The organism is Streptomyces sp. NPDC001536 (genome assembly GCF_042894505.1).
GTDB lineage: Bacteria > Actinomycetota > Actinomycetes > Streptomycetales > Streptomycetaceae > Streptomyces.
This window is the reverse complement of record NZ_JBIAVQ010000009.1, coordinates 341,876-355,857: the sequence shown is the minus strand read 5'-3', so window position 1 is coordinate 355,857 and position 13,982 is coordinate 341,876. Positions and strand designations below refer to the sequence as shown.

13 protein-coding genes are annotated in these 13,982 nt (G+C 70.6%); 6 read left to right on the top strand and 7 right to left on the bottom strand.

Annotated elements, in window-relative coordinates:
• Positions 1-13 precede the first annotated feature (13 nt).
• The 3 genes from ACFY0U_RS25620 to ACFY0U_RS25610 are packed head-to-tail and all read left to right on the top strand — an operon-like array spanning position 14 to position 3,367.
• Positions 14-1,234, top strand: a complete 1,221-nt coding sequence (locus ACFY0U_RS25620) for a toxic anion resistance protein (protein WP_388639491.1) — start codon at positions 14-16, stop codon at positions 1,232-1,234.
• Entirely contained in the window at positions 1,231-2,787 is a 1,557-nt protein-coding gene (locus ACFY0U_RS25615; protein WP_388639489.1) for a substrate-binding domain-containing protein, read from the top strand. The genes ACFY0U_RS25620 and ACFY0U_RS25615 overlap by 4 nt, the downstream gene beginning before the upstream one ends.
• Positions 2,774-3,367 carry a hypothetical protein gene (locus ACFY0U_RS25610; protein ID WP_388639487.1) on the top strand — a complete coding sequence of 198 codons (594 nt, stop codon included), beginning with the start codon at positions 2,774-2,776 and terminating at the stop codon, positions 3,365-3,367. Before ACFY0U_RS25615 ends, ACFY0U_RS25610 begins: the two co-directional genes overlap by 14 nt.
• Before the next feature lie 2 nt (positions 3,368-3,369).
• On the opposite strand, the gene ACFY0U_RS25605 is transcribed toward ACFY0U_RS25610, so the two are convergent.
• The 7 genes from ACFY0U_RS25605 to ACFY0U_RS25575 form a co-directional block, all read right to left on the bottom strand.
• Positions 3,370-4,536 carry a hypothetical protein gene (locus ACFY0U_RS25605; protein ID WP_388639485.1) on the bottom strand — a complete coding sequence of 389 codons (1,167 nt, stop codon included), beginning with the start codon at positions 4,534-4,536 and terminating at the stop codon, positions 3,370-3,372.
• Positions 4,533-5,324, bottom strand: a complete 792-nt coding sequence (locus tag ACFY0U_RS25600; protein ID WP_388639483.1) for a PP2C family serine/threonine-protein phosphatase — start codon at positions 5,322-5,324, stop codon at positions 4,533-4,535. The genes ACFY0U_RS25605 and ACFY0U_RS25600 overlap by 4 nt, the downstream gene beginning before the upstream one ends.
• A 3-nt stretch (positions 5,325-5,327) precedes the next feature.
• Positions 5,328-6,089, bottom strand: coding sequence for a hypothetical protein (locus ACFY0U_RS25595; protein ID WP_388639482.1), 762 nt, complete (start codon positions 6,087-6,089; stop codon positions 5,328-5,330).
• 25 nt (positions 6,090-6,114) lie between these two features.
• Positions 6,115-7,050 (bottom strand): hypothetical protein, encoded by a 936-nt coding sequence (locus tag ACFY0U_RS25590; protein WP_388639480.1) that lies wholly within the window; start codon positions 7,048-7,050, stop codon positions 6,115-6,117.
• Positions 7,051-7,141: 91 nt separating this feature from the next.
• Positions 7,142-7,498, bottom strand: a complete 357-nt coding sequence (locus ACFY0U_RS25585) for a hypothetical protein (protein WP_234441697.1) — start codon at positions 7,496-7,498, stop codon at positions 7,142-7,144.
• 85 nt (positions 7,499-7,583) lie between these two features.
• Positions 7,584-8,570, bottom strand: coding sequence for a serine/threonine-protein kinase (locus ACFY0U_RS25580; RefSeq protein ID WP_388639478.1), 987 nt, complete (start codon positions 8,568-8,570; stop codon positions 7,584-7,586).
• Between the two features lie 253 nt (positions 8,571-8,823).
• Positions 8,824-10,647, bottom strand: a complete 1,824-nt coding sequence (locus ACFY0U_RS25575; protein ID WP_388639476.1) for a phosphoenolpyruvate carboxykinase (GTP) — start codon at positions 10,645-10,647, stop codon at positions 8,824-8,826.
• A 330-nt stretch (positions 10,648-10,977) separates the two neighbouring features.
• Between ACFY0U_RS25575 and ACFY0U_RS25570 the strand changes: the two genes are divergently transcribed.
• The 3 genes from ACFY0U_RS25570 (at position 10,978) to ACFY0U_RS25560 (ending at position 13,957) form a co-directional block, all read left to right on the top strand.
• Positions 10,978-11,691, top strand: coding sequence for a hemolysin III family protein (locus ACFY0U_RS25570; protein ID WP_388639475.1), 714 nt, complete (start codon positions 10,978-10,980; stop codon positions 11,689-11,691).
• An 87-nt stretch (positions 11,692-11,778) separates the two neighbouring features.
• Positions 11,779-13,323, top strand: a complete 1,545-nt coding sequence (locus ACFY0U_RS25565) for an MFS transporter (RefSeq protein WP_388639473.1) — start codon at positions 11,779-11,781, stop codon at positions 13,321-13,323.
• 4 nt (positions 13,324-13,327) lie between these two features.
• On the top strand, positions 13,328-13,957 hold the full coding sequence (locus ACFY0U_RS25560; protein WP_388639471.1) for a TetR/AcrR family transcriptional regulator: 630 nt from the start codon (positions 13,328-13,330) through the stop codon (positions 13,955-13,957).
• The last annotated feature ends 25 nt before the right edge of the window (positions 13,958-13,982 follow it).

Genomic DNA, 13,982 nt, shown 5'->3' with positions numbered 1-13,982 from the left:
ACGGGGGGATCGTATGAGCGACTTCGGCAACACCAGCCAGAACAGCAGTCAGCAGCACACCCTCAGCGGGGAGGACGTCTTCACGCTCACCCCGCCCGAGGCAGTGGCGCCGGTGCCGCGGGAGAAGGCCGGCGGGCTCGTCCCCGTCGACGAGAGCGTCCGTACCGGCATGGCGCAGAAGGCCGCCGACTATGTCGCCGGGCTCGCCGCCCTCGACGCCCGCTCGCCCGAGTTCGCGGGCAAGGTCGGTGAGATCACCGCGCTCGGCGCCGGCGAGATGCGGACCGCCGCCTCACAGTCCAACCGGATGCTGGAGCGGACCATCCGCAGCCTGCCCGACAAGGGCGGGGACGCCCAGTCGCAGGTCGCCGGCTCGCTCGTCGAACTGCGGCGGGTCGTCGAGGACCTGGACCCGCGGGATCTGGCGGCCGCCAAGGGGCGGAAGTTCCTGTCCCGGCTGCCCGGCGGCAACAAGGTGCGCGACTACGTCGCCAAGTACTCCTCCGCACAGGGAACCCTCAACAAGATCGTGGGCTCGCTGCGCGGCGGCCAGGACGAACTGCGCCGGGACAACGCCGCGTTGCAGACCGAGCGGGTCCGGCTGTGGGAGAGCATGGGCAAGCTCCAGGAGTACGTCGTCCTCACCGAGGCCCTGGACACCGCCGTCGAGCGGCACATCACCGGCGTGGAGTCACAGGACCCCACGCAGGCCGACTCGCTCCGCGCCGACGTGCTCTTCCCGGTCCGGCAGAAGCACCAGGACCTGCTCACCCAGCTCGCGGTGTGCGCCCAGGGCTACCTCGCCATGGACGTCGTACGCCGCAACAACGAGGAGCTGATCAAGGGCGTCGACCGCGCGGCCACGACCACGGTGTCGGCGCTGCGGATCTCCGTGATGCTGGCGTCCGCGCTCGACAACCAGAAAAAGGTCATCGAGCAGGTCAACGCCCTGCGTGGGACGACCGAGGACCTCATCCGGGGCAACGCGGAGATGCTCGCCACCCAGAGCGGGGAGATCCAGCGCATCGCCGCCGACCCGGCCGTGGGCGCGGAGACCCTGCGGACGGCGTTCCAGCAGATCTACCGCACGCTCGACGCCATCGACACCTACAAGGTGCAGGCGACCGAGGTGATGGCGTCCACCGTGGAGTCCCTGACCTCCGAACTCCAGCACGCCTCCGCGTACCTGGAGCGCAGCCGGTCGCAGGGCGCGCTGGAAGGGGGCCTCGGATGAGACGACCCCTCGCACTGGCCGTCGCGGCCCTCGCCCTGCTCACCGCGTGCACCTCGACCGGGACGCCCGGCGGGGACGGCATCAGCACGCCGGGCGTCGCCGGCTCCTACGAACCCGGCACCCTGCGCGTCCTGGCCTCCAGCGAGCTCAGCGACATGACCCCGGTCCTCGAACGCGTCGAGAAGGACACCGGCATCAAGGTCCGCCCCGTCTATCTGGGCACCCTGGACGCGATCGACCTGCTCGCGAAGGGCAGGGCCGACGGGACGTACGACGCCCTGTGGCTGTCCTCCAACGACTATCTGCGGCTGCGCCCCGACGCGGCGAAGAAGGTGGTCTCCGAGACTCCGGTGATGTCCAGCCCGGTGGCGATCGGGATCAAGAGCACCTCGCTGAAGGCCCTCGGCTGGAAGCCGGACGACGTGACCTGGGCCCAGGTCGAACAGGCCGTCCAGGACGGCGGGCTGACGTACGGCATGACCGACCCGTCCCGGTCCAACTCCGGTTTCTCCACGCTGGTCGCCGTCGCCTCGGCGCTCTCCGGCGCCCAGTCGGCGCTCACCGACGCGGACGTCACCAAGGCGACCCCGCGGCTGAAGGAGTTCTTCCAGGGGCAGAAGCTGACGTCGGGTTCGTCGGGCTGGCTGGCGGCGGCGTACGACCGGCGTGGGAACGTCGACGCGCTGCTCAACTACGAGTCCGTCCTGAAGGGCATCCCGGGCCTCACCGTGATCCGTCCCCGCGACGGCGTGGTCACCGCCGACTACCCGCTCTCCTCCCTCGCCGCCACCGACACCACGGTCCGCGAGGACGTCCGCCGGCTGGCCGAGGCCCTGCGCACCCCGGAGATCCAGCGCGAGATCACCGAGCGCACCCACCGCCGCCCGGTGGTGCCCTCGGTGACCCCCGCGGCCGGCCTCGACACCGACCGACGGCGTGAACTGCCCTTCCCGGGCAGCCGTTCCGTCGCCGACGGCCTGCTCGACTCGTACGAGAACGAACTGCGCCGCCCCTCGCGGACCGTGTACGTCCTGGACACCTCGGGCTCGATGGAGGGCGACCGGCTGGAGCGGCTGAAGACGGCCCTGACCGGGCTCACCGGTGACTTCCGGGAGCGCGAGGAGGTCACGCTGATGCCGTTCGGCTCGGATGTGAAGAGCGTACGGACGCATGTGGTGGACCCGGCCGACCCACGGTCCGGGCTCGACGGGATCCGCGAGGACACCGCGGGGCTGGAGGCCGACGGCGACACCGCCATCTACACCTCGGTGCAGAAGGCGTACGAGCAACTGCGCACCGAGAAGGACGCGTTCACGTCGATCGTGCTGATGACGGACGGCGAGAACACCACCGGGGCGGACGCCGGGGAGTTCGACGACTTCTACCGCGGGCTCAGCGGCCCCCAGCAGCAGATCCCGGTCTTCCCCATCCTCTTCGGCGACTCCGACCGCGAGGAACTGGAGCACATCGCCGACCTGACCGGCGGCCGTCTCTTCGACGCCCGGCAGGGCTCGCTGGACGGCGCCTTCGAGGAGATCCGTGGCTATCAGTAAGTACCTAGAGTCCCGGAAGAACATCACGGGCAGCGTGTGCGGGATCGCCGGGCTGGGCCTGACCTTCGCGGGGGTGGCGGGTCCGTACTGGCCCGTCGTGGTCGCGGGGCTGTACGGCGCGGGCGCGCTGATCGCCCCGCCGGAGCGGCCTCCGCTGCCGGACTTCCCGGACCCCTCGGCCCAACTCGACGCCCTGCGGGGTGACTTCGAGACCCTGCGGAGCTACCTGGCGGAGATCGAGCTGCCGCCCGCCGCGGCGGGCCGGCTGACCGAACTCACCGAACTGCTGGGCGCGTTGCTCGATCCCGGCTGGTCGACCGAGCTGCTCGCGCACGATCCGGAGGGCGTGCACACGCTCTCCCGGGCGGTACGGCAGGACGTTCCCGAGGCCGTCGACACCTTCGTACGCACCCGCTGGTGGACGCGTCTCGCGCCGGGTCAGGAGGCGCCGGAACGGCATCTGGAGCGGCAGCTCACGCTCCTCCAGGAGGAGGCCGAGGGACTGGCCTCGGCGCTGCGGGAGACGGAGGCGCGACGGCAGGAGTCGCACACGCGGTATCTGGAGGACCGGGCGAACTGAGTTCAGCCGGCGATCGTCGACACGATCGCGATGACCAGCACGAGCAGGATCAGCAGAGCCGCCACCTTCAGCCGGCCGAACCGGGGGCCCGTCGGCACCTCCTGCGGCACCGGCGGAGGCGGCGGCAGCGGTACCGGCCGGGGGCCGTTGAACACGTCGTGGCCGGTGCTCAGGGCCCGTACGCACCACGGGCAGTCCGGCAGATGGGCGCCGTACGCGTGCAGCGGCCGCGCCTGGCACACCCGTATCTGGGCGCGCTGCTTGTCGAGGGCGCGCAGCCATGCCTCCGCCGGCGGGCGGGCGGCGGGGGCGTGGACGCCGGGGCCGAAGGCGGCGCGGGCCAGGGTGAGCAGGTCGGGCGGGAGGACGGACGGGTCGATGGTGCCGCGCGGGATGACGACCTGCTCGGGGCGCACGACGTAGGAGCAGCTGGCGGCGATGTTGTCCTTGACGGTCGACTCGGAGGTGCTCTCGTGCGGGACGCCGCCGAAGGGGTGGTTGCCGGCCGTCAACAGCTGATAGACGAGGACCGCCAGCGCGAAGTCGTCGCTGGAGCGGGTCGCGGGGCCGCCCGCCTGGCGTTCCGGGGCCGAGTAGTCGGTGGTGTGCATCAGGCAGGGGAACGGCTCGCCGGTCACCGGGTCGGTGAAGGCGATGGAGTCGCAGTCGAGGAAGGTGACGAAGCCGTTGGCGTCGACGACGACATTGCTGCTGGAGAAGTCGCCGATGACGAGGTGGTCGTGGTGCATGCGCGCGGTCATGAAGGCGAGGTTCCAGGAGACGCCGACCAGGAACCGCCAGTCCGCCTGCGGGAAGAGCCTGAGGCGCTGGGCGCGGGTGAACAGGCCGACCAGCTGGACGTGTTCGGGCTCGCCGAAGCGGTGCATGGCGTAGCCGAGGAACGCGCCCTCGGGGCTGCGGGCCATCGCGGTGGGCCAGGCCAGTTCGGGCGGCTGGGAGCGGTCGGTGGGGCGGGCCGCGAGCGGGGACATGGTCAGCATGCGGGCCAGCCGGCGCTCCTGGTCGGGGCCGGGCGGGTCGCGGTAGAGCTTGACGACGGTTCCGTGGTCGCCCTCGACGGGGAAGACGGCCGCCTGTCCGCCGCCCTTCAGGGGCTGTTCGGCGAGCACGACCGGTTTCCCGTCCAGGTGGACGACGCGGCCGCTCATGGGCGCGCCTTGCGCACGGCCCGCAGGAGTGTCTTGTCGTCGGCGTTGAGCGCGGTCAGCCGGTCGGACCTGAGCAGTGCGGCCAGGTTGTCGTGCGCGGAGTCGGAGACCGGTCCGGGGCCGTCGAGGGAGCGGAAGACGGCGTCGGCGAAGGAGGCGTTGGGGGTGGGGGTGCCGCCGCCGGTGCGGGAGAGCGCGGCCTGGGCGAGTCCGTCGGTGGAGAGCAGGACGCCGTCGATGCCCGGGTCGGCCACACAGTCGGTGCGCATCCAGCGGGCCGCGTCGGGCGAGGTGAGGAAGACCGTCTCGTTGCTGTACTCGCTGGCGTCCGCGGCCTGCGGCAGCAGATGGAACTGCGGTTCGCCGTCCTCGGCCCCGGCGCGCAGCACGACGAAGCCGTCGCCGACGGTGAGATGGCCGAGCCAGTCCGGGGCCAGGACGACGACGGTGAGGGTGGTCGCGAAGTCACCGGCCGCCGTGCCCGTGGTGTCCAGGAACACCTTGGTGACGTCGTGGAAGGCGTCCGCGAGCAGGTCGTGCACGGCCTCGCCGGGCGCGCTGTCGACGGCCGCGGCGGCCCGTCGTACGAAGTGCTCGGCGGCCAGCTCCACCGCGAGCCGCGAACCCTCGTCGGAGCGCGGCCGGCTGCCGGCGCCGTCCGCGACGGCGAGCACGGCGACCGGCCCCGACTCGACGTGGGCGCAGGCGTCCTGGCAGGGCAGACCGTCCCTGCGGTGCCGGTAGCCCTCGACGCTCATGCCGTGGATCCGCCAGCCGGCCCTGCCCATCGCTCAGCTCTCCCAGGCGGGGCGCTGGGTCTTGAACTGGCTGAAGATCTTCTCGAAGACCTCGTCGCCGGCGCCCTTCTGTTCGGCGTTGGCGCTGGCGGACATCATCTGGAGCAGTTCGCGGAACGGGAAGCCGTGGATGGTGGCGTTGAACTTCGGGGCGAACGCCCGCAGGACCTGCTCGCCGGTGTCGGTGATGCCGCCGACGCCGATCGCGTACAGCCTGAAGCGGCGGGCCTGCTGTTCGTCGGCGAGGACGGGGACCAGCCGGTGCCAGGAGTCGGTGCGGCGGCCGGTGGCGTCGGTGGGGATGCCGTCGGTGACCAGGCAGATCTGCGGGCGGTAGTACTGGAGTCCGGAGGCGCGCAGTTCGGCCTTGCGGGCGGCGACGATGTGCATCGACAGCTCCAGGGCCTCCGTCATCAGGGTCACGCCCGCGGCGCCGAGCTGCGGCGGGCGGAACATGTGGGCGGGCACGAAGGGGCTCACGGGGGCGCCGGGGGCGAGGGGTTGCGGACCGCGCCAGGCGGCGACCCCCTGTCCGCCGAAGGTGACGACGGCGACCTCGACGCTGTAGCTGAGGGCCACGTCGTCGTGCAGCTCACGCGTCCACTCCACGAGGGCGTTGTTGAGCGTCTGGATCGGTGGGCCCGCCATGGAGCTGGACGTGTCGAGGCACAGCACCAGCGGCAGCCGCTGCGCGTTGTTCTCGAACTCGATGTCGGCGTACTCCGCCGGCAGCGTGGGCGGGTATTCGCTGGACATGGGCGTCTCCTGGTGGAGCGGTACGTCAACGGGCGTGGGCGTGGCGCCCGGCGGCGGGCGGGAAGGCGTACAGGACGCCGGAGTCGGGCTCCGGTCCGTCGGTGACGTCGACACGGGAACCGGGCGAGGGCGGCACCTGCCCGGGCTCGGCCCACAGGGCCCGGTAGAGGACGCGGTCGAGTTCGACGTATCCCTGGGGGTGCAGGTCGGTGCGGACGAGGGCGGGGCGGGTGGGGCCGTTCGGGGCTCGGTGCCGGCCGGGGCGGGCGGGGGTGGTGCGCAGGGCGCGGGTGGGTTCGTCGGCGGTACGGGCGGCCGGCGCCGGACCGGAGGCGGGGGCTGTGCGGGTGCGGCGTACGGCGAAGTAGAAGGCGATGAGGAGGAGGACGAGAAGAGTGGCGACGGTGATCAGGAGCCAGTCCTCGTAGCCCAGGCCTGACTTTTCGGAGGGGCCCAGGGAGTACGCGGACTCGGGGAGGCCCACGATGCCCTGCGCGTTGATCAGCTCGGCGCCGGACACCTGCTTGCCGGGGCCGGGACCGACCAGATCGCACAGATCCCCGGGCTCCTTGGTGCAGGCACCGACGCTCTCCAGTTCCGCGACCTGCGTCGGGGCCAGCCGGGTGATGCGGGCCTTCGGGTGGACGAGCCGGTGGCCCGCCAGTACGAGCAGCGCCGTCCCGCCCTCGCCGGTCGTCACCCCGTCCGGCACCTGTACTTCGAGGTTGTTGCGGTTGCCCAGCACGGTGGCGGCGACGGTGCTCCGGCCCCGTTGAGTCCCGTCGAACGGCAGCCGCCGGTCCACGGTCACCGTGACGGCGTGCTCTTTGATCTCCCGGGTCCAGCATCCCAGCCGGTCCGCGAAGGCCCCCTCGCACGCGTCGGCCGCGTTCGCGGGTGCGGCGGAAAGCAGGGCAGTGAGCAGCCCGAGAAACACGGTGAAACACGACCAACGCCTCATGGGCACCCCCGTGGCCCGAAACGACCCTCGCTCATATTGGAGCCAACAGCCCTGTTCCCGAAAGGGGTTTACGCTTTCCCGCGTTTCCCTTCTACAACTGGAACACCTCATGGCAACGGGTGAACATCTGCCGCGCCCGTTCCACCCAATCGCTGGCCAAAGCATCGAAGTCCGCTTGGGTGACCCGGCAGGTCAGCGGCAGATCGCACACCCCTGCGAGACACGGCCGCGGCCCCCGTACGTCCCACACCGAGAGCATGGGATTCAGTTGTTCGGTATTCCACGCGTTCGACGCGGCCGCGGCGACGGCCAGCTGGTCATGGCGCAGGAAATTGCCGTCGGTGACAAAGGCGACGAGCAGCCGCTTGGTGGTCATGAATCGGACCGTGAGCGTGCGCCCCGTTTCCTCGAGATCGAATTGCAGGGACACGGAATCGGTGTCGGTCACGGCGTGGAAATTCCGCCCGGTACCCCAGTTCCGTACCAACTGCCGCCAGTGCGTGCCGATTTCATGGGCCGGTCCGATCGAGGACTCAGACGGTGCCACGGCCCACCGCCCGGGCGACCATCGCGTCGGTCAGTCCGGCGTCCAGCAGCGCCTGGGCGTGCAGCATCAGACAGGAGGGCACGGACACGCTCGTACCGGAGGCCCGGCGCGCGGCCAGCTCGCCCACCCGGATCTCGATGGTCCGCCGCACCTTGGGCGGTGGCCACGAGGGCGACTGCGGGGCCTCCTCCAGCAGTTCGGTCAGCAGTGCGGCCAGCCGGGGCCGTTCCTCGGGCCGTTTGGCGAGGCAGCGCGCGATCAGCGGACGCAGGGCGGGCGGTACGCCGTCGAGGTCGGGGTCACCGAAGACGACCTGGTAGCGCACCGCGTCCCCCGTCCCGTGCGGCGGGCGGCCGGACAGCGCGTGGACCAGCACTCCGCCGAGCGAGAACACATCGCTCTCCGGCCCGACCCGGGCCCCCTTCATCTGCTCCGGCGACATGAACGGCGGTGTGCCGACGACGAGTCCGACCTTGGTGAGGCCGGGCGCCCCGTCGACGCGGGAGATCCCGAAGTCGATGACGCGCGGCCCGTCGGAGGCGAGGAGCACATTGGACGGCTTGAGGTCGCGGTGCACGACTCCCGCCGCGTGCACGGCCTGGAGCGCCTCGACGAGGAACGCGCCGAGCCGGCGCACCTGGTCCTCGGGCAGCGGCCCGTCCGTACGGACCGCCTCGGCGAGCGAGGGGCCGGGGACGTACATGGTGGCCAGCCAGGGCAGTTCGGCCTCGGTGTCGGCGTCGATCACCGCCGCGGTGTACGCGCCGCTGACGACCCGGGCGGCGGCGACCTCGCGCGCGAAGCGTTCCCGGAACTCGGGTTCCGCGGCCAGTTCAGGCCGCACCACCTTCACGGCCACCTCGCGCCCGGCGGGCGACCGCCCGAGATACACCCAGCCCATGCCGCCGGACCCGAGCCGTCCGACGATGCGGTACGGCCCCACCTTCAAGGGATCGCTGACCGGTGTGCGCACCCCGCTCACCTCATTTCGGGGTTCGTTGCAGGATGTCCCGAGTGTCCCGCGAAATCCCGGTCCGCACAGAGGTGATGGCCGAAAAAGACGAAGGCCTGTCGTGGTGCTCCCATCGGGGCGGACGGGAACACGACGACAGGCCCAGGACCCCGCACGCCGTTGTACGGAGTCTCGTCTGCTCACACCGCGGCCGGTCGTGACGATCGCTGGTCAGGGCACATCCAAACCGGCCGCGGAGTCTTTCTTCGTGGGCTCAGCCCAGGCGCTGCACCAGCGCCCGGTACTCGTCCCACAGTTCCTTCGGGGTGTGCTCGCCGAAGGTGTTGAGGTGCTCGGGGACCAGGGCGGCCTCCTCGCGCCAGACCTCCTTGTCGACGGTGAGGAGGAAGTCCAGGTCGGACTCGGAGAGTTCGAGGCCCTTGGTGTCCAGCGCGCCCTTGGCCGGCAGCACGCCGATCGGGGTCTCGACGCCCTCGGCCTTGCCGTCGAGGCGCTCGACGATCCACTTCAGGACACGGCTGTTCTCACCGAAGCCGGGCCAGACGAACTTGCCCTCGTCGTTCTTGCGGAACCAGTTGACGTAGTAGATCTTCGGGAGCTTCGACTGGTCCTTGTCCTTGGCGACGTCGACCCAGTGGCCCATGTAGTCGCCCATGTTGTAGCCGCAGAACGGCAGCATGGCGAAGGGGTCGCGGCGCAGCTCGCCGACCTTGCCCTCGGCGGCCGCGGTCTTCTCGGAGGCCACGTTGGCGCCCAGGAACACACCGTGGTTCCAGTCGAAGGACTCGGTCACCAGCGGTACGGCGGTGGCGCGGCGGCCGCCGAAGAGGATCGCGGAGATCGGCACACCCTTGGGGTCCTCCCACTCGGGCGCGATGATCGGGCACTGCGCGGCGGGGGTGGTGAAGCGGGCGTTGGGGTGCGCGGCCGGGACACCGGACTCCGGCGTCCAGTCGTTGCCCTTCCAGTCGGTGAGGTGGGCGGGAGTCTCCTCCGTCATGCCCTCCCACCAGATGTCGCCGTCGTCGGTGAGCGCCACGTTGGTGAAGACGGAGTTGCCCCACAGCGTCTTCATCGCGTTGGCGTTGGTGTGCTCGCCGGTGCCGGGCGCGACGCCGAAGAAGCCGGCCTCGGGGTTGATGGCGTAGAGGCGGCCGTCCTCGCCGAACCGCATCCAGGCGATGTCGTCGCCGATCGTCTCGACGGTCCAGCCGGAGATGGTGGGCTCCAGCATGGCGAGGTTGGTCTTGCCGCAGGCGCTCGGGAAGGCGGCGGCGACGTACTTCGACTCACCCTGCGGGGGCGTGAGCTTGAGGATCAGCATGTGCTCGGCGAGCCAGCCCTCGTCGCGGGCCATGACCGAGGCGATGCGCAGGGCGTAGCACTTCTTGCCGAGCAGGGCGTTGCCGCCGTAGCCGGAGCCGTAGGACCAGATCTCGCGGCTCTCGGGGAAGTGCGAGATGTACTTGGTGGAGTTGCACGGCCACGGGACGTCCGCCTCGCCCTCGGCGAGCGGTGCTCCGAGGGTGTGGACGGCCTTCACGAAGAAGCCGTCGGAGCCGAGCTCGTCCAGGACCGGCTGGCCCATGCGGGTCATGGTGCGCATGGAGACGGCGACGTAGGCCGAGTCGGTGATCTCGACGCCGATGGCGGAGAGGTCCGAGCCGAGGGGGCCCATGCAGAAGGGGACGACGTACATCGTCCGGCCCTTCATGGAGCCGCGGAAGATGCCCTTGTCACCGGCGAAGATCTCCCGCATCTCGGCGGGGGCCTTCCAGTGGTTGGTGGGGCCGGCATCCTCTTCCTTCTCGGAGCAGATGAAGGTGCGGTCCTCGACGCGCGCGACGTCGGTCGGGTCGGAGGCCGCGTAGTAGGAGTTCGGGCGCTTGATGGGGTCGAGTTTGCGGAAGGTGCCCTTCTCGACGAGCTCCTCGCACAGGCGCTCGTACTCGGCCTCGGATCCGTCACACCAGACCACGCTGTCCGGCTGCGTCAGTTCTGCGATCTCGTTCACCCACGAGACCAGTTCCTTGTGCTGGGTGGGGATGACGGGGGGAGCCGCGATGTCGCGCGCCACGATTGCTCCTAAATGAGGGATTTTTTGTTTGGAGGCCCCGTGGGGGCTGCGACCCGGATGCTTCTCGGTGGTGACCTTGGCGCTCATCCGGTGCCGACCGCACTCATCTGATCATCCGTCCCGAGTGCCCATCTGTCCAGAAGGCCTCACACCTGAGCGGAGTGAGGATTGCCACGTGTCGGAGTGTTGCCAACCGTGCACTTTGGGTTCACTTGGCCCTTCCTTGACCGGACCTCAAAGCGTCAACTGCCGTGAGATGATGGACACTCTCGACCTTTTCCGGGCCCGCACTCATCCGCAACTTACGGTTCCGTAGGTACGATGCCGGGTATGACTGCGTCCGCCTCCGATGCGCCTCTGGACTCGCCGGCCGCCGGCCGTGGCCCCGCGGCGCTCTCCCTGCCGCAAGAGATCAAGCCCAAGCTCAGAGGCTGGCTCCATCTCGGCATGTTCCCGGCCGTGCTCATCTCGGGCCTGGTGCTCACCGCCCTCGCGGACTCGCCGCGGGGCCGTGTCGCCTGCGGGATCTTCGCCCTGACAGCCTGCCTGCTGTTCGGCGTCAGCGCCCTCTACCACCGGGGCAACTGGAGTCCGCGCATGGACGGCGTCCTGCGCAGACTGGATCACGCCAACATCTTCCTGATCATCGCGGGCACCTACACCCCGCTGACCATGCTGCTCCTGCCCGGCGCGAAGGGGCAGTGGCTGCTGTGGGGCATCTGGGGCGCCGCGCTGGCCGGAATCATCTTCCGGGTCTTCTGGGTGGGCGCCCCGCGCTGGCTCTACACCCCCTGCTACATCGCGATGGGCTGGGCGGCGGTCTTCTTCCTGCCCGACTTCATGCGCACCGGCGGCATCGCGGTCCTGGTCCTGGTGATCGTCGGCGGTCTGCTCTACAGCGCGGGCGGCGTGATCTACGGCCTCAAGCGCCCGGACCCCTCCCCGCGCTTCTTCGGCTTCCACGAGGTCTTCCACTCGCTCACGCTGGCGGCCTTCGTCACCCACTACGTCGGAATCTCGCTGGTGGCGTACCAGCACGCGTAACCCCTGCTCCTCCGGAAGGGCCACGGCTTCAAGCCGTGGCCCTTTTCTTGTTGACAGGAACTCCTTTTTGAGAGCTACTCTCATTTCATGGACGCTTCCACTTCAGACCCGCGGCGCTGGTGGGCCCTCGCCGCCCTGGTCGCGAGCATGCTGACCCTCGGCTTCGACACCACGATCCTCAACGTGGCGCTGCCGACCATGGCCGCCGACCTCGGCGCCTCCACCGGCCAGCAGCAGTGGATGGCGGACGCGTACGTGATCGTGTTCGCGGCGCTGATGCTCCCCGCCGGACTGCTCGGCGACCGCTTCGGACGGCGGCGGATGCTGATCACCGGGCTCGGCGTCTTCCTCGCCGGCTCCCTCGTGGGCGCCCTGGCCGGGGACGTGCACTGGGTCATCGCGGCCCGTGCGCTGATGGGCGTCGGCGCGGCCCTGATCACCCCGCTCGCGCTCTCCGTCCTGCCCACCCTGTTCGCCCGCGACGAGCAGCCCAAGGCCACCGCCATCGTCTCCGCCGCCTCGGCGCTCGGCCTGCCGCTCGGCCCGATCATCGGCGGCTGGCTGCTCAACCACTTCTGGTGGGGCTCGGTCTTCCTCGTCAACGTCCCGATGGCCGCGCTCGGCATCGCCGCCTGCGTCCTCCTGCTCCCCGAGACCCGCGACCCCGCCTCCCCCAGGGTCGACACCGTCTCCACCGCGTTCACCGCGACCGGCCTCGGCGCCCTGGTCTACGCGATCATCGAGGCGCCCACCCGCGGCTGGGGCGACCCGCTGGTCCTGGCCATGCTCGCGGCGGCCGTCGCCCTCATCACCGCCCTGGTCCTGCGCGAACGCCGGGTCGAACGCCCCATGCTCGACATGACCCTGCTCGCCCATCGCGGCTTCCTCTGCAACACGATCGCCGCGACCCTGGTCATGTTCGTCCTGTCCGGCCTCCTGTTCGTCCTGCCGCCCTACCTCCAGGCCGTCCTCGGCAACGACGCCCTCGGCACCGGCGTACGGCTGCTGCCGATGATGGGCGGCATCCTCATCGCCTCGCGCACCGCCCCGCAGGCCGCCGACCGGTTCGGCGGCCGCGCCACGGTCAGCGCCGGTCTGGTGGTCCTGGCGTTCGCCGCGTTCCTCGCCGCCCGTACGACGGTCGACTCCGGCTACGGCTTCACCGCGCTGTGGCTCGCGATCACCGGTCTCGGCTTCGGCTTCTCGCTCATGCCGGCCATGGCCGGAGCCCTCGGCGCCCTGCCCCGCGACCGCGCCGGCAGCGGCTCCGGGCTGCTGATGACGATGCGCCAGGTCGGCGGCGCGATCGGCATCGCCCTGCTCGGCAGCCTCCTCGCGAGCACGTTCCGGGACCGGCTCGACGTCACCGGGCTGCCGACGAAGGCCGCCGACACCGCCGGGGAGTCCGTGGTCGCGGCACACCTCGTCGCCGAGAAGGCGGGCTCGGCCGACCTGCTGGCCTCCGCGAACGGTGCCTACGTCCACGGCATGGGCGTCGTCATGCTGGTGTGCGGTGCCGCCGCCCTCGTAGCGGCACTCCTCGCGGCGGCGTTCCTGCCAGGGACACGCAAGACCGACGAGAGCGCCGACACCCCGGACATGGTGGCCCCGCAGGCCGATGCCCGACAATGAACCCATGACGCCCGCACGCCCCCTCCCGCTCACCGACGCCCCCCAGCTGGGACTTCGCGAGCGGAAGAAGATCAAGACCCGGACGGCGATCCGCGACGCGACGTACGCCCTGATCAAGGAGCAGGGCTACGACGCCACCACCGTCGAGCAGATCGCCGAGCGCGCCGAGGTGTCGCCGTCCACGGTCTTCCGCTACTTCCCGACCAAGGAGGACATCGTCCTCACGGACGAGTACGACCCGATCATCCTGGGCGAGTTGCGCAACCGGCCGGCGGACGAGGCGTGGGTCGACTCGATGCGGTACGTGATGAAGAAGGCCATCGGCTTCGGGCTCGAAAGGGAACCCGAGATCACCCGTATGCGGTCGCATCTCCTGGTCCAGGTCCCCGCGGTGCGGTCCCGGATGCGGGAGCACATCGCGGACACCAGCCGCATGCTCGCCGAGGCCGTCGCCGAGCGCACCGGCTGGGACAAGGACGGCCTGGAGGTACGGGTCTACACGATGTCGCTCATCAGCGGCTTCGGGGAGATCACCCAGTACTGGGCCGAGAACGGCTTCCGGGACGACCTCGTCGACCTCGTCGACCGCACCGTGGAGGTCCTGACGAACGGCCTGCCGGTCCGGAAAACCTGAGGCCACCGACGGCCGACATGACATC